Source organism: Leucobacter sp. L43 (genome assembly GCF_016597785.1).
In the GTDB taxonomy this organism is placed as follows: Bacteria; Actinomycetota; Actinomycetes; order Actinomycetales; family Microbacteriaceae; genus Leucobacter; species Leucobacter alluvii.
This window is the reverse complement of the sequence record NZ_JAENJG010000001.1, coordinates 897,971-924,078: the sequence shown is the minus strand read 5'-3', so window position 1 is coordinate 924,078 and position 26,108 is coordinate 897,971. Positions and strand designations below refer to the sequence as shown.

Below are 26,108 nucleotides of genomic sequence, written 5' to 3'. Positions count from 1 at the left end.
ACTGAAGAAAGCAGATTGCAATGATGCACCTCTCCCGAATCGTGGCCGGCGCCGGAGTGCTCGCCCTCGGCGCGTCCCTCGTCGCCTGCAGCGCCGACTCCGGTGCGAGCAGCGACAGCTACTCGATCGTGTTCCTCGCCTCGTCCTCGCAGAACGGCTACAACCAGGCGGTGTACGAGGGCATCGAGCAACGCGCGGCCGAGCTGTCCGACGAACTCGGCATCACCATCGACACGAAGATACAAGACGGTCAGTTCGACGCGAATACGCAGCTCTCGCAGCTTCAGAATGCAGGGACGACCGGTCAGGCCGATGCGGTGGTCGTTGTGCCGCACGACGGGCCCGCCCTCAATGCGGCATTTCCCCTCGGCAGTGATCTTCCGGTCGTGAGCGTGCTCAATCCCATCGGTCCCGACATCAACGAGATGGAGCCCCAAGTCGAAGGCGTCGTGTCGACCGTCGCCTCCCCACCGGCGAACGGCGCTGAACTGCAGGCTGAGACCGTCGTCGACTACTGCGCCGACATCGATCCGTGCAAGATCGGCCTGCTCGCCGGCCTCTTGAACTCGCCGCTCGACATCGAGCGCGTCGACGCGTGGAAAGGCGTACTCGAGCAGCACGACAACATCGAGATCGTCGGCACCGTTGAGGGCGCGTACGATCGCGACCAGTCGCTCACCGCCGTCAGCAATCTGCTGCAGGCGAATTCGGACATCAATGGAATTCTGAGCAACGCCGATCAGCAGACGCTGGGCGCGCAGATCGCGCTGGAGAACGCGGGCATCGATCCGGCATCCGTGTTCCTGACGGGAGGCGGTGGCACCGTCGAAGCGGTGCAAGCGGTGCGCGATGGTATCTGGACGAACGACTTCCTCAATTTTCCGGTGTCAATGGGGTCGGCGGCCCTCGAGCAGGCCGTCAACGCCCTGCGCGGCGAGACGGTCGAGAGCGTCATCGACGCGGATTCGATCATCGACATGGGCCCGATCGTGACCCGCGAGGATCTCGAGGCAGCCCCCGATTACACGGGCGAGTGGAATGGCTGAAGCGACTCGCGACCGCGCGCAGGAGGTGCTCCTCGAGCTGCGGGGCGTCGATAAGCGGTTCGGCGCGACCCAGGCGCTCGACGACGTTTCGCTCGAGATCCGAGGCGGAGAGATCCACGCGTTCGTCGGGGAGAACGGCGCAGGGAAGTCGACGCTCGGCAAGATCATCGCCGGCGTGTACGCCGCTGACGCGGGCGCCGTCGTCGTGAACGGCTCAGTCATCGACAAGTGGAACCCAGCCATTGCGCAGAAGCAAGGCGTCGCCATGATCGCGCAGGAGCTCGCCCTCGTGCCCGACCTCACGGTCGCTCAGAACGTCTTTCTCGGAGCGGAGCAGCATCGCTTCGGAATCGAGCGTCGCAACCTGAACGAGCGATTCGCCTCGCTCGACGCCGAGACCGGCTTCGGGCTCGATCCGCGGATGCGAGTGCGGGATCTGCGGATCGCAGATCAGCAGAAGGTCGAGATTCTCCGCGCTCTCGCGCGCAACGCGCGGATCATCGTCATGGACGAGCCGACCTCCTCGCTCACCGCGCATGAGATGTCCCAGTTGGAGAATCTGATGCGCGCGCTCCGCGACCGCGGGTGCGGCGTGATCTACGTCTCCCACTTCCTCGATTCCGTGCTGGGAGTCGCCGACCGCATCACGGTCATGCGCGATGGCCGTCGCATCGAGAGCGTGCAAGCCAGTACCGTGGTCAAGCACGACATCGTCACCTCGATGCTCGGAAGGGAGCTCGAGCAGGCGTTCCCCGAGCGCGGTGCAGCGCCTCCCGCGTCGATCCCTCCAGTACTGCGCGTTCGGGACCTGCGCACCGAGACGGGAGGCGCGGCAATGAGCTTCGATGTGCGCCCCGGCGAGATCGTCGGCCTTCTCGGCCTGGTCGGCAGCGGTCGCACCGAATGCCTGCGCGCCGTGTTCGGCGTCGACAAGACGGCGGGCGGCAGCGTGGAGCTCGGCGGCCGGGATTGGACGGGGCGGTCACCCCGGGAATCGATCGAAGCGGGGCTCGTGCTCGTCTCGGAGGACCGACACAAAGACGGCCTGGTGCTGCAGCGCTCCGTGCGCGAGAACATCGCGCTGTCGAGCCTGAGCGCGCGCACGCGGTACGGGATCGTCACGCGGGGCGCCGAGAAGCGCGTCGCGAAGGACCTCGCCGAATCATTGCAGATGCGGCCACCCGACATCGAGCTCCCCGTTTCGTGGTTCTCGGGCGGCAACCAGCAGAAGGCCCTGCTCGGCAAGGCGCTCGCGGCGCAGCCCCGCGTCGTCATCCTGGATGAGCCAACGCGAGGCGTCGACGTCGGTGCGAAACGCACCATTTACGATCTCGTAGCCCGACTCGCCGCCGAGGGCATCGCGGTGCTGCTGATCTCCTCCGAGCACGAGGAGATCATGGAACTCGCCCATCGCGCCTACCTGGTGTCGGGAGGGCGCACGTTCGACGAGATCATCCCGGAGCACACGACTGTCGAGGATGTGCTCTACCGACTGTTCAATGTGACCCCCCGAGAGGAGACGGCAGCGTGAGCGAAGCCGCCAACACCACAGCGACGCGCACCCGCGCCCGAAAGCAGTTCTCGCTGAAGGAACTCGCGATCGAATACGCGGTGCTGCTGCTGCTGGCCGCAGTGCTGATCGCGCTCGCGATCCTCTCGCCGTCGTTCTTCACGTTCGGCAACATCGTCAACATCTTGAACCAGAATGCGCCGCTCGTCATCATCGCAGCCGCCGGCACGTTCGTCATCATCTCAGGGAATTTCGACCTCTCGACCGGCGCGATCTACAGCGTCGCGGGGGTGGTCGCCGCCTGGCTCGCGGTCTCGATCGGGAACGTGTGGATCGCGTTGCTCGCGGCGCCGCTCGTCGGGTTGGTGCTCGGAGCATTCAACGGGGTGGTCATCACCCGGCTCCGGGTGCACTCGTTCTTGGCGACGCTTGCGTCATCGATGATCTTCACGACGCTTGCGGTGCTGATCACCGGTGGAAGCCTCATCACGGTGACGACCCCGGGCTTCACGGCACTCGGTCGCGACCGTGTCGGCGGTATTTTCGTCGCCGTGTTCGTGATGATCGCGGTCGTTGCGGCGCTGTGGTTCCTCCTGTCGCGCACGGTCTTCGGTCGGCGGGTCTACGCGGTCGGCGGGAATGCTGAGGCCGCGGAACTCTCCGGCATCCACGTCGACCGCACCCGCATCATCGTCTTCGTGATCAGCGGCCTCGCGGCGGGAACCGCGGCCGCGATCGGGGTCTCCCGCATCGCCTCGGGTCAACCCCTCGCGGGCGCCGGTCTTGAATTGAGCGCCATCGCTGCCGTGATTCTCGGCGGTACGAGCATTTACGGCGGCGTCGGCGCGGTCTGGAGGTCGGTCGCAGGCGTGTTCCTCATCGCGATGATCGGCAACGGGTTCGACCTGCTCAACTTGAACCCGCAGCTCAAGGACATGGTCACCGGATTCATCATCCTCGCGGCAGTCGGCCTCGCCGCATCAGGCAGAGGAAAACGCTAGCCGAACCGATCCCCCCCCCCCCCCGCATTCGGCGTGCAGCGCGCCTCCTGATTTCCGGATCTCGCAGCATCAGGACGCATCGTTGCGCCCGAATGCCACCGGGTCACCCCGCACACCACCCTGGAAGGACTCAAGATGACAGCACATATCCGCATCGCAGTCGATGTCGGCGGCACCTTCACCGATGTCGTGAAACTCGACCCCGGCACCGGAGAGCTGAGGTTCGAGAAGGTTCCCACGACTCCGAGCGAACCCACCTCCGGAGTGCTCTCCGCATTCGACAAGGCCGGCGCCGATACCCGCGAGGTGTCGACGTTCAACCACGGCAGCACGCTGGGACTGAACTCGCTGCTCACCCGGACGGGAGCCCGCATCGCCACGGTCGCCACCGCTGGGTTCCGGGACGTCTATCTGCTCGGGCGCACCGACCGGCGAGTCATGTACGACATCGCCTACCGAAAGCCGGCTCCATTGCTGGAGCGGTACGACACGTTCGAGGTGGTGGAGCGCAGCATGTTCGACGGGTCCGTCGCGATACCGCTTGACGAAGAGGACGCCAGGCGAGTTGCGCGTGAAATCGGTGCGCGCGGATACGAAGCTGTGGCCGTCGCGTTCCTGCATGCGTACGCCAACCCGGACCACGAGCTTCGCATGCGCGAGATTCTGGCCGAGGAGGCCCCCGATGTCGAGGTCACCCTGTCGCACGATCTCTCTCGGGAGTACCGCGAGTACGAGCGCACGAGCACCGCGGTGCTCGATGCGTACATCAAGCCGATCATGCGCAGTTACCTCCGGGCTCTCGAATCAGAGCTCGATGAACGGGGTTTCGACGGCCGGTTCCTGATGTCTCGTTCCGGAGGAGGCGCTATGACGGCGTCGGCAGCGCGAGAGCAGCCGGTCAACCTCATTCTCTCGGGTCCTGCCGGCGGCGTCGTCGGCGCGGCCGCCTTCTCGAAGCTCATCGGGCGGCCCAATCTCATCACGATCGATATGGGTGGGACCAGTCTCGATGCTTCGCTCGTGCAGAACGGCGCTCCCGTGCTCTACCACGGTGCCGAGTTCGAGGGGCTGCCGATCAACACGCCGTCCCTGTACATCCATACCATCGGCGCGGGCGGGGGGTCGCTCGGATACCTCGACGAGGCGGGCGCACTGCAGGTCGGGCCGAAGAGCGCCGGTGCGATGCCGGGGCCTGCGGCGTACGGTCGGGGAGGTACCGAACCGACCTTCACCGATGCTGCCCTGGCGATCGGCTACCTGGGCGTCGACACCCCGCTCGGGGGCGAGCTCGCGCTCGATCGCGAGCGGGCGCTGGAGGCCCTGGCACCGATCGCGGCGGAACTCGAACTGACTCCGACCCAGCTCGCGCGCGGCATGGTGCAGATCTCGAACACGAAGATCATGGGCGCCGTGCGAGCGATCACCATCGAACTCGGTCACGACCCGCAGGATTTCGCGTTGCTGTCGTTCGGCGGCGGGGGCGGTCTCGTCGCGGTCGACGTGGCGCGTGAGCTCGGAATACCGGAGGTGATCGTGCCTCCCGGTCAGGGGGCGTTCTCGGCCCTCGGTATGCTCATGGCCGACGTGCAGCATGACTATTCGAGGACGAGCATTCAGGCGCTCGACGAGCTCGACGCCGAAGCAGCCGATGCGCTGTTCGCCGGAATGGAGGCGGAGGCGCGCGCCACCCTCGCCGCAGAAGGATTCGCCGAGGATCGCATGCGTTTCAACCGCGTCGTCGCCGTCCGCTACTCCGGGCAGGAGCACGCGGTGACCGTCGACTATCCCGTCGAGAGCGCCGATCCTCGAGTCGAGATTCGCGGTGAGTTCGATCGGCTGCATCTGCGGCAGTACGGGCACACGATGGACGACCCGGTGGAGACCACGACCCTGCGTCTCGGTGCCGTCGGCGTCGTCGACAAGCCTGAGATCCCGAAGATTGATCGGCGCAGCGGCGACGGGCCGCGAACGCGGGTACGTGAGGTCGTGCTCGAGGGGGACCGCACCCGCGACTACGCGCTCGTGGCTCGCGAGGAGCTCTTCGCGGGCGACGTCATCGACGGCCCGGCGGTCATCACCGAGCACACCGCGACGACCGTGCTCCATGCCGGAGACCGACTCGAGGTCGGCGCGTACGGCGAACTCGTCATCTCGATCCAGAACGAACTGAAGGAGGTCTGACATGGCCGATGCGATCACGACCGAGATCATCAGGCACGGACTGCTCGCGGCTGCGGAGGAGATCGCCCGCAATCTCTGCCGCACGGCGTACAACACCGTTGTGTACGAGATTCACGACTACGGCATCGGGCTGCACGACGTGCGCGGCGACGTCGTTGCCGATGCGCCGGGAATCGCTGTGTTCACGCGCGGCAACGACGCGGGCATCAAGCATTCGATCGAGTTCCTCGGGGAAGATGCGATGGAGCCGGGCGACGTCTTCATCATCAACTACCCGTACTGGTCGAGCGCGCACACGCTCGATCCGCTCGTCTTCGCGCCGATACACGCTGAGGGGAAGCTCATCGGGTACGCCTCGTGCCGGGTCCATGTGACCGATCTCAACCAGAAGGATCCGGGGTACGTGCTCGACTCCACGGACCGCTCGCAGGAGGGCCTGGTGCTCCCGTCCTCGAAGTTGTACCGCCGAGGGGTGCGCAATGACGACGTGTTCAACGTGATTCGGTTCAACAGCCGGATGCCCAAGCACACGATCGGCGATATCCAGGCGCAGGTCTCCGCAGTGGTCACTGGAGTGCGGCGCACGCAAGAGCTCGCGAGCAAGTACGGGGTGGCGGTGCTGACTCAGGCCATGGAGACCATCAACGCGCACGGGGAGCGTCTGGCGCGCCTCGCCCTCGCGAAGCTGCCGAAGGGAACGTGGAGCGCGGTCGACTACGTCGACGACGACGGGATCACGAAAGACGAACTCGTCAAGCTGCAGTGCACCGTTACCGTGACGGACGATGAGATGGTCGTCGATTGGACGGGGAGCGCTGAGAACGTGCGGGGCCCGATCAACCTCCCACCAGGACAGACGGAGGCGCTGTCGAGCTTGATCTTCAAGTCGCTCACTACGCCCGAGTCTCCCGTCGTCGCGGGCAACTTCGCCCCGTTGCGCGTCGTGACGGTGCCCGGCTCGGTGATGCACGCGGTGCCGCCGATGCCGACGTTCACCCTGTGGACGGGCCTGCTCGCCGGCGAAGTGATTCTCAAGGCGCTCGCGCAGGGCATGCCGGAACTGGTGCCGGCGTGCTCGGGCGGCGACGTCTGCTCGATGATGGGGCTCGGTGTGAATCCGCGAACCGGCGAACCATGGCAGGAGGCGACGAACGAGGCGGTCGGTTTCGGCGGAACGGCGACGCACGACGGGGAGGACGGCATCATGCACCTGTCGGAGCCGGGTTGCCGAAACAACCCTGTGGAAGTGCTCGAGGCGAAGTCCTCGATGATCATCGAGCACTACGGCTACCGCGCCGATACCGGGGGTGCCGGCCGCTTCCGCGGAGGTGTGGGCGTGAGTCGCTCGTATCGGTTTACGGCGCCCGCCACCGGTATCTGCCTGGTGTACAAGACCAAGACCGAGCCCTGGTCGATCGATGGGGGAGCCACCGGCAAACCGAACCAGGTCGTGCTGAACCCGGGCACCGATCGCGAAGTCGTGCAGGGCGGCAGTTACAACCACCTCGATGCCGATGACGTGCTCGTCAACGAGACCGGCGGGGGAGGAGGGTACGGCAACCCATTCGAACGCGACCCGGAGGCCGTCGCTCACGACGTACGCAATGGATTCGTGTCCCACGAATCCGCAACGCGCGATTACGGGGTAGCGGTCACCGAGCAGTTCAGGGTCGACGCCGTTGAAACGGCGTCGCTCCGGGCGGCCGTTTCCGCGTAGCAGTATCCGGGCCGCCGAGCCTCGGCGGCCCGGATACTGCTCCGATAGCGAGCACCAGGCAGTCGAACAAGCGAGTGGAAGGGGCGCGCATGCGCCAGGGAAATCTGACAATCATCGGTGCACGCGTGTGGAATGGTCGCGGCTTCGATGAACGGGACATCGATATCGTCGACGGGTTCGTGAGCGAAGAACGCGCAGCCGGTGGGCCGCGCGAAACGCTCGACGGCTCGGGCACCTGGGCTGTGCCGGGGCTCATCGATGCGCACTTCCACGCGTACGCCACGAGCATGGACGGATTTGAGAACGAGCGGGGACCGTTGAGTTTCGCAGCGATCAACGGCGCCCGTCGGCTGGAGAGCGCTCTGCGACGCGGGTTCACAACCGTCCGCGACGTCGCCGGGGGCGACATCGGACTCGCCAGAGCGATCGATCGCGGGCTCATCCCGTCTCCCCGGTATCACTTCACGGGTGCCGCGCTCAGTCAGACAGGTGGCCACGGCGACCCCCGAGCTGCGCACATCGACGTCTGTTTTTCCCACGGGCACATGTGCGAGGTGGTCGACGGGGTCGACGCACTCCGGGTTGCAGTCCGCGAGCGCCTCCGAACGGGTGCGCACGCGATCAAGATCATGACTTCGGGCGGCGTGTTCTCGCTGTCGGATCCGATCCGCGTGCCGCAGTACTCCGCGGAGGAGATCCGCGCGGTCGTCGAAGAGGCAACCCGCCGCGGGAGCTATGTCGCGGCTCACGCTTACTCTCCAGAGGCGGTGCGGCACTCGATCGAGAACGGCGTGCGATCGATCGAGCATGGAAATCTCATCGACCTTCAGACTGCGGAGCTCATGGCCACGTGCGGCGCGTTCCTCGTGCCGACGCTCGCCGCCTATGATGCTATGGACCGCCGCGGTGCAGAGATCGGCCTCAACGCGACCTCGCTCGAAAAGAACTCCGAGGTACTCTCGAAGGGGCAGGAAGCCGTGCGACTTGCGCTCGCCGCAGGAGTTCGAGTCGGGTTCGGGAGCGATCTGATGGGTGACCTCGAGGACGACCAGCTGCAGGGCGTGCGGCTCCAAGTATCGGCAAGCGGTGCTGCCGCCGCACTTCGGTCGATGACTCAGGTGAACGCAGAGCTGATCGGGGACCCGGCACTCGGGCACCTCCGGGCGGGAGCGTACGGCGACGCGGTCCTTCTCGCCGCCGATCCGTTGCATGAACCGGCGGCATTGTGGGAGGCGGACGCCCGGGCGGCGGTGGTGCAGGCGGGTCGCAGAGTCGCGTAGCTGCGATCAGCGCAGCACGAAGCCTCGGCCGAGGTCGTCGTCGAAGTCGAGGAAGAAACGGTGCTCACCGGTGCGGTGCGCCGTGCCCGATACGAGCGGGATGACGGCCTCGGGGTGATCCATCGCCGGTTCCCATCGCGCCTCGAACGCGGTGTCGATGATGGAGCGGTGCTCGAGTACTTCGTCCGCGGCGAGTTCGCCTGACGCCGCGAGTAAGGCGACTCGCGCGCCCGTCCCGGAACCGCACGGCGAACGATCCACCTCGCCGTCGGCGAACACCGTGACGTTTCGCTGTCGCGGCCCGGCATCGCCGTCGCCGAGATCGTCCCACAGGATCGTTCCGTAGACGCCCGACAGCCGATGATCGGCTGCGTGCTGGGCCTCCGGGGCATCGTTCAGCACCCATTTGACCTCTCGACCGAAATCGATCAGGGAGGAGTAGTGCTCGGGTGAGACCGACAGGCCGACGTCGTGCGCACGCACGGACGCGTAGATCGCCCCGCTGAAGCTGAGGTCGACTCGAACGCGCCCTCGCGAGGTCGAGATCTCGACGTCGCGTGCGATGACGTGCGACACGACGTTGCGGAATGTCGCACGGACGAGACGCCCCTCCGAACGCTCGACCGAGGTCACGACACGCCCCGACGGAACGTCGATCCGCACGTCGGTCACACCATCCGGATCGCTCTCCACGAGTCCGGTATCGGTCGCCCAGACCCCCAGCGCGATGGATCCATGACCGCACGCGGTCGAGAAGCCGTCCTGATGCCAGAAGAGAACACCGAAGTGCGCTGCATCCTGATCGGCCGGGTCTGGCGGGACGACGAATCCTCCGTACATGTCGGCATGGCCGCGGGGCTCCCGGCAGAGGAGCCCGCGCACGCTGTCGGCCCCCGCATCGTCTGCCATCGCGGCGATGCGACGGTCGGCGACCGTCACTCCGTCCGGCACCGGTGCATCGGCGTGAACGATGCGAAACGGTTCTCCGGCCGTGTGATAGTCGGTCGTCGCGATTCCGTTCGGCATCAGATGACCCCCTCGCTCAACCGGCTGGGCGTACCGAAACGGTGCGCGGTAATCGACACGGCCTGTTAGCGCAGGTGCGGCAGCATCTCGACTCGCCCGGCGCCCACGACGGGCCCCCCGTAGACCGCGATGTCGGGCTTGCCCTGAGCCGCGGCTGCGACCTCGCGGACGACGTCCGCTCGCGACTCCTCGGCGACGATGCGCACCCGCGCGCCGGAATGCGGGCCCCGGCGCGCCGCGAGCGCGGCCACGCGGGCCTTCCACGCGGCGGTGTCCTCGAAGGCGATGCGCACTCCCACTGCTTCGAGCGCAGCGACGATCGGGGCGGGGAGGGCGACCGGTGTGCTGAGCTGCGGCTTCGCCCCGGCTCCGATTCCCGCGGCGACCGCGCGCAGCACCCGCGCGGGCTGCGCATCGGCGGCCGCGCGGATCACGACGGAGGTCGGCAGATATCTCAGCACATTGCGCTCGACGCCGATGCCGGACGCGTCGCGGCGAGCGCCGAATTCCTGCTCCCACGCCACGGCGTCCGAACCGAGTGCGGCTCGCAGCCAGGCGAGGTCAGCGCCGCAGATTCCCGCCTGCTCGGCAGCGGTGACCAGGCGAGCCGCGGCCGGGAGCGGAGCGCGAAGCGGTGCCGTGCTCACAGCATCGACCCAGTCGCCGAGGCCGTAGAGGTAGCTCGGGCCGCCGGCCTTCGTGCCAGCACCGATCGCCGACTTCTTCCAGCCCCCGAAGGGCTGCCGCCGCACGATGGCCCCGGTGATGCCGCGATTGACATACAGGTTGCCCGCCTCGATGCGGGCGAGCCAGTGTTCGAGCTCGTCGCGGTCGAGCGAGTGGAGTCCACTCGTCAGCCCGTACTCGATGTCGTTGACGATGTCGATCGCTTCCTCCAGCGTCTCAGCGGTCATGATGCCGAGGATCGGGCCGAAGTACTCGGTGAGGTGGTATTCGCTGCCGCGCTGCACCCCGTCGCGCACTCCGGGCGACCAGAGCTTGGCGTCGCCGTGTCGATCCACGGCGAGCGGGTGATCCGAGAGGATCGGCTTCGGTTCGATGGCCCAGCGCTGGCCGGGTTCGAGTTCCGTGAGTCCGCGCAGCAGTTTGCCCGTCGGCGCGCCGATCAGCGGCCCCATCTGGCTGGTGAGCGCATCGGGGGTGCCGACCTTCAGCGATCGCACCGCATCGAGCAGCTGCCCGCGGAATCGCTGGGATCGCGCGACGGAGCCGACCAGTACGACGAGTGAGGCGGCCGAGCATTTCTGGCCGGCGTGCCCGAACGCCGACTGGGCGACGTCGCGGGCGGCGAGATCGAGGTCCGCGTTCGGCGTGACGATGATGGCGTTCTTGCCGCTCGTCTCGGCCAGGATCGGGAGGTCCTCGCGGAGGGCGCGGAAGGTTTCGGCGGTCTCGTACGCGCCGGTCAGGATCAGCCGATCGACGCGCGGGTCGGAGACGAAGCTGGATGCGAGTTCGCGGTCGCCGAACTGCAGGAGTTGCAGCACATCGCGCGGTACTCCGGCCTCCCAGAGCGCTTCGACCATCACCGCGCCCGAGCGCGCGGACTGCGCCGCAGGCTTGATGATGACGCTCGCACCCGACGCGAGCGCGGCGAGCACTCCTCCTGCGGGAATGGCCACCGGAAAATTCCACGGCGGAATCACCGCGACGAGTCGTTGCGGCACGAATCGGGCGCCGTCGACGTGTTCGAGGTCTTGACCGAGCGCCGCGTAGTAGTGCGCGAAGTCGATGGCCTCCGACACCTCGGGATCGCCCTGGTCGAGCGTCTTGCCGCACTCGGCGCCCATGACTTCGAGCAGTTCGCCGCGTCGCGCCTCGAGCGCCTCGCCGGCGCGGTGCAGGATCCGCGCCCGCTCGTCGGCGCCGAGCGCTTGCCACCCGGATGACGCCGCGCGCCCGCGTTCGACCGCGGCGTCGAGCGCACCGGCGTCGGTGATGCGCGCAGCCGCGACCGTCGCCGAGCCCAGGTCGGAGTCGATCATGCGTTCGGCGATCGACCGACCCCACGCGCGGTTGCCGGGGAGATCTGGGTCGGTGTCTGGTGTATTGCGGAATCCCTCGGCGCCCGCAGCCACTCGCTGCTCGATGCGTGCGGTGGTCGCTGGATCGGCGAGACGCTCAGGCACGGGTGCGTCCGACTCGGCGCCGCGATCCTGAGTGCGATTCGGCGACGGCACCCGGTAATGCTCCGGATCTCCGTCCGCGGTGATCGCCTCGAGATCTGCGAGTGAGGCCGAGAAGCGCTCTCGTTCGCGCTCGAACAGCTCCGCACGGTCGTGCAGCTCGAAGACGGCGGACATGAAGTTCTCGGTGCTCGCTCCCTCCTCGAGACGACGGATGAGATAGGCGATGGCAACGTCGAACTCCTCGGGGTGCACGACCGGCACGTAGAGCAGCAGATGCCCCACTTCGCGTCGCACGGCTTCGGCTTGTCCCGTGGCCATGCCCAGCAGCATCTCGAACTCGATGCCCTCCGTCGCGCCACGACGTTGCGCGAGAAGCCAGGCGAGTGCGACGTCGAAGAGGTTGTGGCCGGCGAAGCCGATGCGCACGTTGCGCACGCGGTCCGGGTGGAGCGCGTAGTCGAGCACCGCCTTGTATCCCGTATCCGAGGCCTGCTTCGTCGGCCAGGTCGCCGACGGCCAGCCGTGGATCGCGGCGTCGACGAGTTCCATCGGGAGGTTCGCACCCTTGACCACGCGCACCTTGATCGGAGCACCGCCGCGCGCTACGCGCTGGGCGGACCAGTGCTGCAGCCGCATCATCGCGCCCAGCGCATCGGGCAGGTACGCCTGCAGCACGATGCCGGCCTCCAGGTGCGCGAATTCGGGCCGGTCGAGCAAGCGGGTGAAGACCGCGAGGGTGAGATCGAGGTCCTTGTACTCCTCCATGTCGAGATTGATGAACTTCTGCGGGGAAGCCTGAACCGCGCGTTCGAAGAGCGGGAGCAGCTGCTGCTCGATGTGATCGACCGCTTCGTCGAACGCCCAGTGGTTGTGCGGCGAGACGGTCGCGGAGACCTTGATCGAGACGTAGTCGATGTCGTCGCGGGCGAGCAGTCGATGCGTGCCGGCCAGGCGACGTTCGGCCTCGCCCTGGCCGAGAATGGCCTCGCCGAGCAGATTCATGTTCAGTCGCACGCCGTCGCGGGTGATCTTGCTGATCGCGGGCCCCAGCTTCGCGTCGCTGGCATCGATGATCAGGTGGCTCACGAGTTGTCGCAGCACGCGCCGCGCGATCGGCACCACGACGCCAGGGAGCGGGACGGCGAGAGCGCCGCCGGCGCCGATCGCTCCTCGCATCGGCGCGGGCAGGAAGGAGGGGGTCATGGGCACGAGCTCGCGCAGTTTCTTCGCGGCGACGGCGAGATCTTCCGGGCGCACGACGCCGTCGACGAACCCGACCGTGAAGTCGAGCCCGTTCGGGTCGCGGAGCACGCCTGCGAGGCGCGCTGCCGCTGCGTCGGTCGGGATCTCCGCGGCCTCCGCCAGCCAGCGTCGCACGAGCGAGATCGCCTCATCCGCGAGTTCCTGGGGGCGAATGTCGTCGGCGGTGCTCATGGTCGGCCTCTCTGGACGGGGAATGGGACGCGGCGTCGCGTCGATGCGGCGCTCTGGACTCGTCCCGTCCAGTCTCCCGCGCAAAAAGCGTGCAGTACAGCAACGGTTTCTGTGGAATAGTGTGAAGCACAACTTCCGATTCCGAGGAGTGCCCGTGCTCGAGATGAAACGGCTGCGCCTGCTGTGGGAGCTCGACTCCCGGGGCACCGTCGCCGCGGTGGCCGAGGCGTTGAACTACAGCCCCTCTGCGATATCGCAGCAGCTGGCGCTGCTCGAGCGTGAAGCCGGCGTGCCGCTGCTGCGCAGGACGGGTCGGACGCTCGAGCTCACGCCGGCCGCTCAAGCGCTGGTCGGCGAGACGCACGAACTGCTCGCCGGGCTCGAGCGCGCGGAGGCCGCGCTGCACCGCGCGCACGCGGAGGTCGGCGGCACCGTGCGCGTCGCGGTGTTCCAGACCGCACTGCTCGCGCTCATGCCCCAGGTGCTCAGGCGGCTGCGCGACACGCACCCCAGTTTGCGGATCGAGATGGTGCAGCACGAACCCGAGGCCGGTCTCGAGGAGACCTGGACCCGCGGCTTCGACCTCGTGATCGCCGAGCAGTACCCGGGGCACGCCGCTCCGCGTTTCCCCGGGCTCGACCGGCAACCGCTGGTGACGGACCGCATTCGCCTGGGGCTGCCGCTGCCGGGCGCCGGCGTCGCCGCGTTCGACGACGTCGAGCGGTTGGCCGATGCCGCCGCACTGCCGTGGGTGCTCGAGCCCGAGGGAGCCGCATCGCGGCACTGGGCGCTGCAGGCCTGTCGCAGCGCCGGCTTCGAGCCCGACGTGCGATACGAGACGGCGGATATGCAGGCCCACGTGCGTCTCATCGAGACCGGAAACGCGGTGGCGCTGCTTCCCGGCCTGCTGCATGCCGGGGCCTCACGAGCCATGCGTCTGGTCGACCTGGCCGACGACCCCGAACGAACGGTGTTCACGGCGGCCCGCGCCTCGGCGCACGGGCACCCTGCGCTCACCGCCGTGCGCGATGCGCTTCGCGAGGAGGCGGTGCTGCTCGAATCGGGGGGAGGGCACTCGCGCACGGCTGCGCCGTGAGGCGTGCGGGAGGGGCATGCGTCGGACGCCCCATCCCGCACCGCCTTCGGAACTAGTTCGTCTTCGGCTGCTGCTGCGTGATGCAGTGGATGCCGCCGCCGCGAGCGAAGAGCGGGCGCGCGTCGAGACCGATCACCTCGCGTCCCGGGTAGGCTTCGCGCAGAATCGCCAGGGCGCGATCATCGGCCGGATCATCGAATGCGCAGGCGAGCACCGCGCCGTTGATGACGACGTGGTTGATGTAGCTGTAGTCGACGTAGCCTTCGTCGTCTTGCAGCATCTCCGGTGCGGGGAGATCGATGATGTCGAAGCCCGCCGACGTGTCGTCGCGATAGCGATCGGCCACGTCGCGGTTCGTGCGCGCGATGATGTGGTCGGGGTGCGACTCGGCATCCTGTCGGTGCATGAGCAGGAGATCGGGGCTCGTGAATGCGGCGAGAATGTCCGAGTGGCCGCGCGTGCCGAAGGTGTCGTGATCCCGGGTCAGACCTCGGGGGAGCCACAGCGCGCTGGTCGCGCCGATCGTGCGCTCCAGTTCGGCTTCGACCTGCTCCTGCGTCCAACCCGGGTTGCGACCGGGATCGAGCTGCACGGTTTTCGTGATGACCACGCGGCCGGTTCCGTCGACCTGAATGCCGCCGCCCTCGTTCGTCATCTCGGAGTCGATGAGTTCCGCGCCGGCTGCTTCCGCGACGATGCGGCCGATGTGCTGGTCGTGATCCCACTGCGCCCACTCCTGGCCGCCCCAGCCGTTGAAGACGAAGTTCACGGCGCCGAGCCGACCATCGTCTCCGATGACGAAGCTCGGCCCGATGTCGCGCATCCAAGCGTCGTTCAGGGGTGCGACGATGCGCTCGACCTGGGAGGAGAGGTAGCGGGCCGCAACGGCCTCATCGCCCGGGTTCACGACGACCGTCACCGCCTCATGCTCGCTCGCGGCGTTCGCGACGGCCGCCCAGGTCGTGCGAGCCTCTTCGGCTTCGGCCTCGGTGTCTCCGAGGGTGTACCCGCTGGTCGGCCAGGCCAACCAGAGTCGCTCCTGCTCGTGTCCCTCGATCGGCATGCGCCAGGTGGTCATCGATACTCCCTCGTGTGAAAAAATGACGTCGCCCCAGTCTAATGGGCACCTGACCAATAACGGGATCAGGGCTGATCGCGTCCCGTCGCCCACAGCGTGCGTGCGTGAGAGACGTGCCGGGCGAGCACGCGCTCGGCGCCGGCGCCATCGCCGGTGGCGAGGAGGTCGATGAGTTCGTGATGCTCTCTGGCGGAGTCGGCCAGCCGCCCCTCGCGCGAGAGCGTGCCGATGCCGTACAGGCGGGTTCTGCGCCGCAGGGAAGTGGCGAGTTCCACGAGTTGGGCATTGCCGGTATAGCTCAGCACGAGCGCGTGGAACTCCCGGTCGAAGCGAAGGTATTCTTCGAGGTCGCCGCGATCCGTCGCCTCCAAGCAGGCGTCGGCGAGACTCCGGAGCTTGGGGAGATCCGCCTCGGGAACGCGGCCGGCGATGAGTCGCATGGCGGGCGGCTCGAGCAGGAGTCGGATCTGCGCGAGGTCGTCGAGGTCGCTCTCACTCATCGTGGTGACGCGGAATCCCTTGTTCTTCAGGGTTTCGACCAGCCCCTCGCGGGCCAGGTCCATCATCGCCTCGCGGACCGGCGTCGCCGAGACGCCGAGGGTGACGCCGAGCGCCGGGGCCGAAACCACTTCGCCCTCTGCGAGGCGGCCGGTGATGATCGCGGTGCGCAACTGCTCCAGCACCGTCTCCCGAAGGCTCAGGGGTCGTTTGAGGGGGACGAGCGACGAATCGCGCTCGTGCTCGGCGTCAGGGGTGGGCATGCGGGCTCCTCGGAGTCCAGAGCGGCGCAGTGCGCACGCCGTTCATACGGTCGGACCCTCATCTTCCCACGAGGGCTCCGGAAGTACCGGTGAGCCGCTACGCCGCCGCCGCTGCTGGGGCGCGCGCACGCGTCGAGCGCGCCCGAATAATTCATTCATGAATGAATGAATACGTGGAATATTCGCGATTGCTCGAGAAACTTGCAAGTTCATACTTGATGAATAAAACATGTAGGAGTAGGTTCTTGTCACGCGTCTCGGGATGAGATGCGCGATTGCTGTCGACGTACGAAGGAGTACCAGCGACCATGTCAAAGCACCATTCCGTTGTCGAAGAAGATGCGGACGCCGCGCACCTCGCGTCGCTCGGCTACACCTACGACACCACCTTCAAACGGGAGATGAGTTTCTGGGGAAACGTCTCCCTCGGGTTCACCTACCTGTCGCCGATCGCCGGCGTCTACTCGATGTTCGCGATCTCGTTGAGCCAAGCCGGGCCGCCGATGGTCTGGGCGCTCGTCATCGCTCTCGTCGGACAGTTCTTCGTCGCCCTCATCTTCGGCGAAGTCGTCTCCAACTATCCGGTGGCCGGAGGCGTCTACCCCTGGTCCCGGCGACTCTGGGGGCGGAAGTGGGCGTGGATGAACGGCTGGATCTACGTCGTCGCCTTGATCGGCACCATCGCCGCGGTCGCTTACGGCGCGGCTCCGTTCGTCGCCTCGGTATTCGGCGCCACGCTCGATGCCGGCGGCACCGTGCTGGTCGCCCTCGGTACCCTCGTCGTGGCGACGTTCCTGAACTTCTCAGGCACGAAAGTGCTCAGTCTGGCGGCGACCGTCGGCCTCGTCGCCGAGATGCTCGGCGCCGTGGTCATCGGCGGGTACCTGCTGCTGTTCGGGCGTCAGCACGACTGGAGCGTGCTCTTCGACAACCAGGGCATCGGCGACACAGCCCCGGGCGGGTACTTCGGTGCATTCGCGGCGGCCGCACTCATCGGCATGTTCGCCTACTACGGCTTCGAAGCCAATGGCGACGTCGCCGAAGAGGTGAAGAACCCGGGCGTCCGCGTGCCGAAGGCGATGCGCCTCACCCTCTACATCGGGGGATTCGCGGCGAACCTGCTCGCCTTCTCGCTCGTGCTCGCGGTGCCGGACTTCGCCGCCGTGGCATCGGGTGCCGTCGCTGATCCCATCGGCGCGCTGCTGACCGAGGCCTTCGGCCCGATCTTCCCGCTCGTCATGCTCGTCATCGCGATCGCTTTCATCTCGTGCATCACGAGCCTGCAGGCGGCCGCCAGCCGCCTGATCTACTCGATGGCACGCGACCGATTCCTTCCCGCCTCTCGCTTCCTGGCGACGTTCAACGAACGCCGCCACGTGCCGAGCAATGCCCTGATCGCCGCGGCGCTCTTCCCGGCCATCGTGATCGTGCTCTCCCTCCTCCTCGAAGATGCGCTGACCGCAATGGTCGGATTCGGCACCGTCGGCATCTACATCGGCTTCCAGATGGTGGTGTTCGCGGCGCTGCGAGCTCGAGTGCTCGGGTGGAAGCCGGCCGGAAGATTCCGACTCGGCGCTTGGGCGTACCCGGTCAACCTCATCGCGCTCGTCTGGGGCGTCGCCGCCGTCGTGAACATCCTGTGGCCGCGACCGACGGGCGGCGGCTGGGCCGAGGACTACCTCCTCATCCTGACCACGGTCGGCGTCATCGGGGTCGGCTGGATCTACATGCTGGCCTCGCGCGCGTACCTGCGCGGCGACGCGCCCGCGGGCGACGCGAGCGGACCCATTCGCATCAGCACCGCCGTCTGAGTCCGCGCGAATACCATCATCGGCACACACGGATCCGGGCGCCCGCGAGAGCGGTCGCCCGGATCCGCGGCGAAACGAAGGAATCCGAATGCGCGACTTGCGAGTCGATCCGGGATCGTTCTCCGAGCTCCACCCGGATCCCGGCCCCGACAGCGCTGCTCCGCGTCCCGACATCAGAATGGTGGTGTCGCTCACGTTCCCCGGCATGGACTGCGCAGCTCATGACCTGCAGGAGTCGTTCACCAGAATCGCGTTCGATGCCGTGCGCGCGGCAGGCGGCGTTCCAGCGCTGGTGGACTCGGCCGCGGAAGAGCTGATCGATGTCGGCGCTGCGCTCGACGGTGCGGACGGGGTCGTGTTCCTCGGCGGCGGCGACGTGGACGTTCGCTGCTACGACTATCCTGGCCCGCCGCCCGCGAACGAGTACGGAGTCGACAGGCGCGCCGATCAGTACTGCGTGAATCTGATTCAGGAGTCGGTGCGTCAGGATCTCCCGGTGCTCGCGATCTGTCGCGGCTCTCAGCTATTCAACGTCGCGTTCGGTGGAACGCTCATCCCCGACATCCTGGACTACTCGCCGCATCACGGGGCTGAGGGCTCGCCGCTGTTCGTCGATGAGCCCGTGCGCCTCGATCCTGATTCGAGGATCGCCGGGATTCTCGGGCGCACGGAGATATCGGTGCGCAATGGGCATCATCAGGCCGTCGACCGTGTCGCATCGCAGCTGCGGGTGAGCGCGCGCGCCGTGGACGGCCTGGTCGAGGGCACGGAGCACCGCACGGCGTCTTGGGCGATCGGGGTGCAGTGGCACCCGGAGGAACCGCAGGCGGATGTGGAAGACCGCGCCGCGATCTTCGGCGAGCTGGTTGCTCGCGCGCGCGGCCGCGCGAACGGTGATCCCCGGGGCCGCGACTCGAGCGGAGCCGCGGCCCCGGACGGGGCGAGGATCTAGGCTGACACCGAAGCGGCCTCGAGCACCTGCGGCAGCCACTCGAGTGCCGCTTCGCTCGGAACCTCCCATGAAGAAGCGTCATGGCGACCGTACGGTCCGACGCGTTCAGCGCCCTGAGCCGTGAAGCGCCGATCCAGGTGCTCGCTGCCCTGCGAGTACGTCTCCTCGTAGAAGAGATCGCCGAGGCCGAACATCGCGTATCGCACGCCCGCGAGTGCCGGCGGATTCTCGTCGAACGCCTGGGCGAACGGAACCGCCGAGTTCGGCAGATCGCCGGAGCCGTGCGTCGAGCACACGACCAGGTAGAAGCGATCAGGCGTGATCTCCGCCGGGTCGGTGTGCTGCAGGTCCTGCACGACGACATCGTCGTGGTCGGTGCGCAGATGGTCGCCGAGGTCTTCCGCGATGAGTTCGGAGTTTCCGGATTCGGTGCCGTAGAGGATGGAGAACTTCACGGGGTGCCTTTCAATCAGGGTTGGTTCGCGGGGGCGGTGCGCCGCGCGATGTCGATCATCTGTTCGTGCGATACGACTTTGCGTCGCACGCGGCCCTCGGGCGCGGTTCGGCGTTCGTGGGCATCGAGTGCGAGCCACTGGGAGAAATCGACGGCCCGCTCGCGAAGCCCGGCATCGAGTGCCTGGTATCCGCCGCTTGCGCGATTGCGAGTGATCCGTGCGCCGTCCGCGAGATCGGCCACGATCTCCTCGGCGACGAGCTTCGCCGAAGAACGATTCTCCGGAATGGCACCGCGTGATCCGCGCTGCGCCCAGCCGGTGCGGTAGAGCGCTGGAGCGATCCGACCGGAGTCGAGGTCCGGTGGCAGCGAAGCGATGATTCCGGCCGCGGTCGTTTCGCTCGCTGCGCCGGGTGCCGCGTGAGGATCGAATCCGATGGCCGTGATGACCGCACTGGCTGGCACCGTCACGTTCTGCCCCGCGAGCGTGTACTCGACCGCGCTCACGTGCTCGTCGCCCAGGATGCGGGACGGCCGAGCTCCGAAGCAGAACGAGACCGCGGGGCCGGGGAATGCGCCCCGTTGGCGCTCGTCGAGGGAAGCGACGGAGGCGAGGCGCGCCGCGCGCGTCCGATCATCCGGCGACTGCGGCGCGGCACTCGTCGTCGTCGCCGAATCGGTCACGGTGTACGTGGCGCGCGGGAGTGCCGCGAGTTCGCGCAGCATCTGCGGGTCGCCCTTGGAATCGGCTGCCGCGGCGCGGCTCAGCACCGTGATCCGTTGCGCGGGCGCGGCGAGGTACTGCTCGAGCGCTGCGTCGTCCACATCGCTGCCGACGAATCCGGAGCGATCTTTGACCAGGAAGCGCACCACGTCGAGTGCGACGTTGCCCGCCCCGATCACGACGACATCGCTGCCGAGGCGGGGAAAGCCCTCGGGATCGACCTTCGGGTGCGCATTCAGCGACCGGATGATCTCTCCGGCCGCGACGACGCCTTGGAGCTGTGCCCCGGGTGCATCGAGCGCACGGTCTCGCTGAAGGCCGGTCGCGAGCACCACGACGTCGTACAGCTCGCGCAGTTCGGCGAGCGTGACGTCGACGTCGACGTCGACGCCGCCGACGAAGTGCACTTCGGGTGACTGGAACAGGCGATCGAACTGTCGCGTGATCGCCTTCGTGTGCTGATGATCGGGGGCTACGCCGTAGCGGATGAGCCCGTACGGCGCTGCGGTGCGGTCGAAGATGGTCAACTCGGCGGTGGGAAGGGCGCGGTGCAGCGCCTGCGCCAGGTAGCACCCGGCTGGCCCACTGCCGATGATCGCGACCTGGGGGTTCGGCTGCGGCGTCATTGCGGCTCCTTTCCACGCTTTCGGGATGGCGAGCTGCGGTGCTCGTCAGAACTGTTCGGCAAGTGTATCTGAAAAAAGATGACGAGAGAATGTTTTACGTCGAAGGATGCAGTATGGGCCAAGAGTTTCACGCGGTCGCTTGCGCATTAAAACATTTATAAGTAACTTATTAGCACTCGCTGCGTCGCACGTCAGCGAAGCGAATTCGACGAAGGAGTACGAATGACCGCACAGCTGGAAACCGAGCAGGCGCCCTACCTCGACATCGCCGCTCCCGATTTCGCGATGAACTCGGAAGCGGTTCGCGCGGCTCGAGAGCGCAGCTGGTACGCCCGGACGAACTACGGTTTCGGAGTGCTGCGGTATCAGGAGGTCACCGAGCTGCTGAAGCACCCGAGCCTGAATCAGGGCAGCGCCCAGTGGCCCGATCACCACGGCGTCCACTCCGGGGTGTTCTACGAGTGGTGGGAGAAGAACCTCCTCGTACTCGAGGGCACCGAGCACGACCGGATACGCCGATTGCTCAACCCTGCGTTCTCGCCAGGGGTGGCGCGACGACTCGAACCGGCGTTCGCCGCGATCGCCGAAGAACTCATCTCCGAGATGATCGCGCGAGACGAGCGCGGAGAGCAGGTCGATTTCGTCGCCCACTTCGCCGAGCCGTTCGCCACACGGGCCCTCTGCGCGATGATGGGGCTGCCGCACGAGCACTGGCCCTTCATCGCATCCCGTGCGAACACCGTGGGCTACGCGCTCAGCGTCACCATCAAGGAGGACATCGAGCGCGTCGATGTCGCGGTGCGGGAGCTCTACGACTTCGTCGAGCAACTCATCGAAGAGCGTCGTCGCGATCCCAGCGACGACATGGTGTCGAAACTGCTGCAGGTGAGCCAGGGCGACGGCGACAGCCTCAGTGACGCAGAACTGCGAAATGCGCTGGTCCTGATGCTGTTCGGCGGCATGGACACGACGCGCAACCAGCTCGGGCTCATCTTGCAGACGTTCATGCGAAACCCCGGTCAATGGGAGAAGCTCGCCGCACGGCCCAAGGAGCTGACGCGCCCCGCGCTCGAGGAGGCCCTGCGCGTCAATCCGACGACTCGCTGGGTGACGCGGGAGGCCAACGAGGACTTCGAATTCAAGGGCCTGAGCATCGCCGAGGGCACGACGGTGCACCTCTTCACGATGGCGAGCGGCACCGACCCAGAGGCGTTCCCCGATCCGGAGATCGATATCGAGGTGAGCGGGCGGAAGCAGCATCACACCTTCGGCGGCGGCGTGCACAAGTGCATCGGTCACTTCATCGCCCGCGCCGACATGAGCGTCGCGCTCCCGATGCTCGCAGAGGCGTTCACCGACGTCTCCTGCCCCGGCGGAGACTCGTGGCTGCCGGATTCCGGAAATCACGGCCCGATCGCTCTGCCGATCACCTTCACCGTGCGATGACACCATCCGCGGTCGCGCTTCACCCTTCCAATGTCGAAAGGACCACCATGACCCACCTGACAGCCGACCGGCTGCATCCCTCCGAACTCGACGAGCCAGTGAGCGCGAGTCGCCAGACCTCCGCGACCTCATGGGAGACCGGCGGTCGGTTCGGCGCCGCGCTGCGCGAACTGCTCGACGACACCAGCGCGTTCGAACGCCATCAGCAGGCGAACCTGCGCCCGGAGGTCGTGGAAGCGCTCGCCGAGCGCATTCGGGCGACGGGCGTCAAGTACATCTACTACATGATTCCGACGCTCGGCAGCCGCACGGTCGCGAAGGTCGTACCCGCGGAGCACTACGAGCGCATGCTGCGCAAGGGCATCGCGTTCCACCGCACGGCGCTCACCGATCTGCAGACGAGTCGCGAGGGCGAGCTCATCGGCGGGGGAGTCTCAGCGCACGAGTTCTGGGCGCTCCCCGAACCGGAGACCTTCCAGGCGCTTCCGTGGGACGGCGAGGTGGGACGCATCTTCTGCACCGCCTACGATCCACCGCACCTGGGACCATCGGGCGGGCGGCTCATCCCGCTCGACACGCGCGCGCTCTTCGCCGCGGCGCACCGCGGCTTCACGGAACGCACCGGTCTCGAACTCAGGAGCGGACTCGAACCCGAGATGACCTGGACCGGGCCTGGCCTCGAAGTGGTGTCGAAGGAGGATCAGAGCCCGGCGTACCAGGTGGAGAACCTCGAGAAGATGCGGCCCGTCTACAAGAAGATCATCTCCTACGCGCAGGCGCTCGGATTCACGATGATTCAGGGCGACTACGAAGACGCCGGCCAGATCGAGCTCAACTGGGAGTACGACCGCGCCGAGCTCACCGCAGAACGAATGACGACGTACCGGCAGATCTGCAAGCAGGTCGCACGGGAACTCGGCCTGCAGGCGAGCTTCATGGCGAAGCCGTACAACGGCAAGATGGGCAACGGGTGCCACCACAACCTGAGCTTGTGGCGAGCCGGCGCCGACGGCGAGGAGAACGTGGTGGAGGACGGCCGCGTCGAATTGCACGCGACTGAGACGGCGCGGCGCTCGATCGCGGGCATGCTGCTGCACACGCCGGGTTCGATGCTCGTCATGGGGTCGACCGTGAACTCCTACAAGCGCTACTGGGACGCCGGGCAGTTCGCGCCGTCGGGCGCCGACTGGGGCCTCGACACCCGTGGCGTCGCCATCCGAATCTCCGCGAACGGTCGCATGGAGTACCGCCTCCCGGACGCGAGCGTGAACCCGTACCTCTCGCACCTGTATCTTCTCGCAGCGATCGAGCACGGCATCGAAGCCGGGCTCGAACCGGGCGAGCCCGGAGCGCCGAGCGCCCTGCTGCAGGACGTGGTGGTTCCGAACACCCTGGGAAGCGCGATCGATGCCTTCGAAGCCGACTCCTATCTCATGGGCGCGATGCCGGAAGAACTCACGCGCATCTTCCTGCAGCTGAAGCGGGATGAGTGGGCGCGGTACTGCGGCCAGATCACCCAGTGGGAGTTCGATCAGTACTGGGAGGCGATCCCGTGAGCGCGCGAGTGCTTCGGCTCGCCTGCATCGACTCGGAAGCGCTGCCGCTCTTCGCCAAGAGCCCGGACGGGGTCGAGCGTTCGGGCTACGAACCCGACGTCGCGTCGGCGATCGCCGAGCGGATCGGCGCAAGCGTCGAGTGGGTGATGCTGCCCTGGGAGGAGATGATTCCGGCGGTGCGTCGCGGAGACGCCGACGCCGTGTGGTGCGGGCAAGGGGAGACGGCCGAACGAGCGGCTCTCGTGGACTTCACGCGGCCGTACGCCGTGTTCAACGAGACGCTCCTGGTGCGCGCCGATGATCCCGCTCGTTCGGCCGATGATCTCGACGGGTACCGCATCGGCGCAATCGCTCACTCGACGAACATGCGCTTGGCTGAGACCTTTGCTGGCGTCGAACTCGTGAGCTTCGGCGCGAGCGATGACGTGTTCGGCGACATGATCGAGGCGACGCGGAGCGGGCGCATCGACGGATTCGTCGATGACGACGTGGTGATGGTGCCCCTCGCGGAAGAGGATCCCGACTTCGTCGAGGCGTTCACCGTGCGCACCGGCAATCGCTGGGGGGTCGGCGTCGCACCCGGAAACGACGCGCTGCGCTCGGAGCTCGATGCGGCCCTCGAGTCGGCGATCGCCGACGGGCAGTTGGAGCGCATCTGGCAGCGGTGGATGCCGTTGCTGCCGTTCCCGCTCAGCAGTGGGGCGGGACGGTGAGGCCGCCGCGCATCGGCATCACCGGAATGTGGTCGAACCGCATTCACGGCCTGAGGTTCGATGGCAGCGCCGTGTCCACCGCCGTGCTTCGCTCGGTGGTGCGGGCCGGAGGGGAGCCGATGATGCTGTTCGCCGAGAGTGCGCTGTCGGCGGAGGAACGACTCGAGGGGTTGGGCGGCCTGCTCGTTCCGGGCGGCGCCGACGTCGATCCTGCCCGGTACGGCTGCGTATCTGACCCCGCGACGGTGCCCGCCGATTTCGCCGCGCAGGATCAGTTCGAAGCTGACATGATGGCTGCGGCGATGCGAAGCGGGGTGCCGGTGCTCGCGATCTGCCGGGGATTCCAGCTGCTGAACGTCGAGTACGGCGGATCGCTGGTGCAGGATCTCCCCATCGAGAGCCGGCACCGCAACGCCGCGCATCCCGTCGCGATCGCGCCGGAATCATCGCTCGCGGAGGTGCTCGGAATGACGACCATCTCAGTGTCGTCCTACCACCATCAAGCGATCGATCGGCTGGGCAGGGGCCTTCGTGCGGTGGGGAGCGCCGAGGACGGCATCGTCGAAGCGGTCGAAGTGCCGGGTGCTGACCTCATCGCGGTGCAGTGGCACCCCGAAGACACCGCTGCGGGCGACGCGCAGCAGCAGGCGCTCTTCGATTGGCTGATCCGTCGAGCCGCATTGCACGCGATTCCTCATGAGGGTTCCACCGCGTCGAGCGGGAGAGCGGCATGACGCCGAGGACGGCGATGAGCCAGTCCGCCCCAGTGTCGTCGGCCGAGAGCACGAGCCAGGGGCGCATCCTCGTCATTCAGCATCAGTCGAACGCGGGGTTGGGAGCGATCGCGAGCTCATTCGAGTCGGCAGCAGCGCGAGTCGACGTCCGGAGCGCCGAGAATCCGGGCGCGATACCGGAGACCCTCACCGGATTCGACGGCCTGGTGGTGCTCGGAGGCTCGATGGGGCCGGAGGACGACGCCGTGGCCCCGTGGCTCTCCCGCGTGCGCGAGTTGCTGCGCGAGGGCGTCGCCTCTGGCGTGCCCACCCTCGGCATCTGCCTCGGAGCGCAGCTGCTGGCCGTCGCGCACGGCGGTCGAGTCACCCCGATGGCGCACGGGCCGGAGATCGGCCTCGACACGGTCACGTTCGCGGGACGCGGCGCGACGCCCGGCGAGGAGGACCCGCTGTTCGGACCCTTCGCCGGTGCTTCCGTGCCGGTCGTGCAGTGGCATTACCTCGCGGTCGCGGCACTCCCGAGCGCCGCGAGACGCTTGGCCTCGAGTGATCGCTGCCCGAATCAGGTCTTCGCTCTCGGCGGAGCTGCCTGGGGCGTGCAGTTCCACCCCGAGGCCTCGTCGGTGTCGGCCGCCGACTGGGTCATCGAAGACGCCGAGAACCTCGAACAGCTCGCGCTCGATGCCGCATCGATCGTGTCGAGGGTCACCGCCGCCGAGCCAGAGCTGCTGCGCGTGTGGGGCGGAGTCGCGGGGCGATTCGCCGGGATCGTGGACGCCCGGGTGCGCGCACAGCGGACCGGATGAGGTGCG

19 protein-coding genes and 1 pseudogene are annotated in these 26,108 nt (G+C 67.3%); 14 read left to right on the top strand and 6 right to left on the bottom strand.

Annotation, left to right across the window (positions count from 1 at the left end):
* Positions 1 to 20: 20 nt before the first annotated feature.
* The 6 genes from JE033_RS04300 to JE033_RS04275 all read left to right on the top strand — a co-directional run bounded on the left by JE033_RS04300 (position 21) and on the right by JE033_RS04275 (position 8,735).
* Complete coding sequence (locus tag JE033_RS04300; protein ID WP_200329698.1) at positions 21 to 1,046, top strand: sugar ABC transporter substrate-binding protein; 1,026 nt, start codon at positions 21 to 23, stop codon at positions 1,044 to 1,046.
* Positions 1,039 to 2,577, top strand: a complete 1,539-nt coding sequence (locus JE033_RS04295) for a sugar ABC transporter ATP-binding protein (RefSeq protein WP_200329696.1) — start codon at positions 1,039 to 1,041, stop codon at positions 2,575 to 2,577. Before JE033_RS04300 ends, JE033_RS04295 begins: the two co-directional genes overlap by 8 nt.
* Positions 2,574 to 3,557: an ABC transporter permease gene (locus JE033_RS04290; protein ID WP_200329694.1), complete on the top strand. Its 984-nt coding sequence runs from the start codon at positions 2,574 to 2,576 to the stop codon at positions 3,555 to 3,557. The genes JE033_RS04295 and JE033_RS04290 overlap by 4 nt, the downstream gene beginning before the upstream one ends.
* Before the next feature lie 135 nt (positions 3,558 to 3,692).
* A complete protein-coding gene (locus JE033_RS04285; RefSeq protein WP_200329692.1) occupies positions 3,693 to 5,738 on the top strand; it encodes a hydantoinase/oxoprolinase family protein in 2,046 nt (681 codons plus the stop codon).
* A gap of 1 nt (position 5,739) precedes the next feature.
* Positions 5,740 to 7,455 carry a hydantoinase B/oxoprolinase family protein gene (locus tag JE033_RS04280; protein WP_200329690.1) on the top strand — a complete coding sequence of 572 codons (1,716 nt, stop codon included), beginning with the start codon at positions 5,740 to 5,742 and terminating at the stop codon, positions 7,453 to 7,455.
* 89 nt (positions 7,456 to 7,544) lie between these two features.
* Positions 7,545 to 8,735 (top strand): amidohydrolase family protein, encoded by a 1,191-nt coding sequence (locus JE033_RS04275; protein ID WP_200329688.1) that lies wholly within the window; start codon positions 7,545 to 7,547, stop codon positions 8,733 to 8,735.
* Positions 8,736 to 8,741: 6 nt separating this feature from the next.
* Here the strand turns inward: JE033_RS04275 and JE033_RS04270 are convergent, their stop codons facing one another.
* The gene (locus tag JE033_RS04270; protein WP_200329686.1) at positions 8,742 to 9,761 is read right to left on the bottom strand and encodes a proline racemase family protein; all 1,020 of its coding nucleotides are present in this window, start codon (positions 9,759 to 9,761) and stop codon (positions 8,742 to 8,744) included.
* Positions 9,761 to 13,345 (bottom strand): annotated as a pseudogene (locus JE033_RS04265) (proline dehydrogenase family protein). The gene JE033_RS04270 and the pseudogene JE033_RS04265 overlap by 1 nt, the downstream one beginning before the upstream one ends.
* A gap of 154 nt (positions 13,346 to 13,499) precedes the next feature.
* On the opposite strand from JE033_RS04265, the gene JE033_RS04260 reads away from it, so the two are divergent.
* On the top strand, positions 13,500 to 14,441 hold the full coding sequence (locus JE033_RS04260; RefSeq protein WP_200329684.1) for a LysR family transcriptional regulator: 942 nt from the start codon (positions 13,500 to 13,502) through the stop codon (positions 14,439 to 14,441).
* A 52-nt stretch (positions 14,442 to 14,493) separates the two neighbouring features.
* Here the strand turns inward: JE033_RS04260 and JE033_RS04255 are convergent, their stop codons facing one another.
* Positions 14,494 to 15,519, bottom strand: coding sequence for an agmatine/peptidylarginine deiminase (locus JE033_RS04255; protein WP_200329682.1), 1,026 nt, complete (start codon positions 15,517 to 15,519; stop codon positions 14,494 to 14,496).
* A 65-nt stretch (positions 15,520 to 15,584) separates the two neighbouring features.
* Positions 15,585 to 16,280, bottom strand: coding sequence for a GntR family transcriptional regulator (locus tag JE033_RS04250; RefSeq protein ID WP_090147577.1), 696 nt, complete (start codon positions 16,278 to 16,280; stop codon positions 15,585 to 15,587).
* Between the two features lie 308 nt (positions 16,281 to 16,588).
* Here JE033_RS04250 and JE033_RS04245 point away from each other — a divergent pair, with 308 nt between their 5' ends.
* Together JE033_RS04245 and JE033_RS04240 are read left to right on the top strand one after the other, a co-directional pair.
* The gene (locus JE033_RS04245) at positions 16,589 to 18,091 is read left to right on the top strand and encodes an APC family permease (protein ID WP_200329680.1); all 1,503 of its coding nucleotides are present in this window, start codon (positions 16,589 to 16,591) and stop codon (positions 18,089 to 18,091) included.
* A gap of 88 nt (positions 18,092 to 18,179) precedes the next feature.
* Positions 18,180 to 19,043, top strand: a complete 864-nt coding sequence (locus tag JE033_RS04240; RefSeq protein WP_200329678.1) for a gamma-glutamyl-gamma-aminobutyrate hydrolase family protein — start codon at positions 18,180 to 18,182, stop codon at positions 19,041 to 19,043.
* Here JE033_RS04240 and JE033_RS04235 read toward each other — a convergent pair.
* Positions 19,040 to 19,498: a flavodoxin domain-containing protein gene (locus JE033_RS04235; protein WP_200329676.1), complete on the bottom strand. Its 459-nt coding sequence runs from the start codon at positions 19,496 to 19,498 to the stop codon at positions 19,040 to 19,042. The two genes, JE033_RS04240 and JE033_RS04235, sit on opposite strands and share 4 nt — an antisense overlap.
* A gap of 14 nt (positions 19,499 to 19,512) precedes the next feature.
* Positions 19,513 to 20,847 (bottom strand): FAD-dependent oxidoreductase, encoded by a 1,335-nt coding sequence (locus tag JE033_RS04230; RefSeq protein WP_200329674.1) that lies wholly within the window; start codon positions 20,845 to 20,847, stop codon positions 19,513 to 19,515.
* Positions 20,848 to 21,069: 222 nt separating this feature from the next.
* On the opposite strand from JE033_RS04230, the gene JE033_RS04225 reads away from it, so the two are divergent.
* From JE033_RS04225 to JE033_RS04205, 5 genes are read left to right on the top strand one after another with little or no spacing between them, the layout of a single operon-like run.
* Positions 21,070 to 22,293, top strand: a complete 1,224-nt coding sequence (locus tag JE033_RS04225) for a cytochrome P450 (RefSeq protein WP_200329672.1) — start codon at positions 21,070 to 21,072, stop codon at positions 22,291 to 22,293.
* 47 nt (positions 22,294 to 22,340) lie between these two features.
* On the top strand, positions 22,341 to 23,849 hold the full coding sequence (locus JE033_RS04220) for a glutamine synthetase family protein (RefSeq protein WP_090147592.1): 1,509 nt from the start codon (positions 22,341 to 22,343) through the stop codon (positions 23,847 to 23,849).
* On the top strand, positions 23,846 to 24,562 hold the full coding sequence (locus JE033_RS04215; RefSeq protein ID WP_370567898.1) for a substrate-binding periplasmic protein: 717 nt from the start codon (positions 23,846 to 23,848) through the stop codon (positions 24,560 to 24,562). The genes JE033_RS04220 and JE033_RS04215 overlap by 4 nt, the downstream gene beginning before the upstream one ends.
* Complete coding sequence (locus tag JE033_RS04210) at positions 24,559 to 25,296, top strand: gamma-glutamyl-gamma-aminobutyrate hydrolase family protein (protein WP_370567897.1); 738 nt, start codon at positions 24,559 to 24,561, stop codon at positions 25,294 to 25,296. Before JE033_RS04215 ends, JE033_RS04210 begins: the two co-directional genes overlap by 4 nt.
* Positions 25,293 to 26,102 (top strand): type 1 glutamine amidotransferase, encoded by an 810-nt coding sequence (locus tag JE033_RS04205; protein WP_234037093.1) that lies wholly within the window; start codon positions 25,293 to 25,295, stop codon positions 26,100 to 26,102. Before JE033_RS04210 ends, JE033_RS04205 begins: the two co-directional genes overlap by 4 nt.
* Positions 26,103 to 26,108: the final 6 nt, after the last annotated feature.

Bases quoted from the DNA above. Each gene is read 5' to 3' on its own strand.
- JE033_RS04300 (WP_200329698.1), top strand. From the start codon at position 21: ATGATGCACCTCTCCCGAATCGTGGCCGGCGCCGGAGTGCTCGCCCTC.
- JE033_RS04295 (WP_200329696.1), top strand. From the start codon at position 1,039: ATGGCTGAAGCGACTCGCGACCGCGCGCAGGAGGTGCTCCTCGAGCTG.
- JE033_RS04285 (WP_200329692.1), top strand. From the start codon at position 3,693: ATGACAGCACATATCCGCATCGCAGTCGATGTCGGCGGCACCTTCACC.
- JE033_RS04280 (WP_200329690.1), top strand. From the start codon at position 5,740: ATGGCCGATGCGATCACGACCGAGATCATCAGGCACGGACTGCTCGCG.
- JE033_RS04275 (WP_200329688.1), top strand. From the start codon at position 7,545: ATGCGCCAGGGAAATCTGACAATCATCGGTGCACGCGTGTGGAATGGT.
- JE033_RS04270 (WP_200329686.1), bottom strand. From the start codon at position 9,761: ATGCCGAACGGAATCGCGACGACCGACTATCACACGGCCGGAGAACCG.
- JE033_RS04255 (WP_200329682.1), bottom strand. From the start codon at position 15,519: ATGACCACCTGGCGCATGCCGATCGAGGGACACGAGCAGGAGCGACTC.
- JE033_RS04250 (WP_090147577.1), bottom strand. From the start codon at position 16,280: ATGCCCACCCCTGACGCCGAGCACGAGCGCGATTCGTCGCTCGTCCCC.
- JE033_RS04245 (WP_200329680.1), top strand. From the start codon at position 16,589: ATGTCAAAGCACCATTCCGTTGTCGAAGAAGATGCGGACGCCGCGCAC.
- JE033_RS04240 (WP_200329678.1), top strand. From the start codon at position 18,180: ATGCGCGACTTGCGAGTCGATCCGGGATCGTTCTCCGAGCTCCACCCG.
- JE033_RS04230 (WP_200329674.1), bottom strand. From the start codon at position 20,847: ATGACGCCGCAGCCGAACCCCCAGGTCGCGATCATCGGCAGTGGGCCA.
- JE033_RS04225 (WP_200329672.1), top strand. From the start codon at position 21,070: ATGACCGCACAGCTGGAAACCGAGCAGGCGCCCTACCTCGACATCGCC.
- JE033_RS04220 (WP_090147592.1), top strand. From the start codon at position 22,341: ATGACCCACCTGACAGCCGACCGGCTGCATCCCTCCGAACTCGACGAG.
- JE033_RS04205 (WP_234037093.1), top strand. From the start codon at position 25,293: ATGACGCCGAGGACGGCGATGAGCCAGTCCGCCCCAGTGTCGTCGGCC.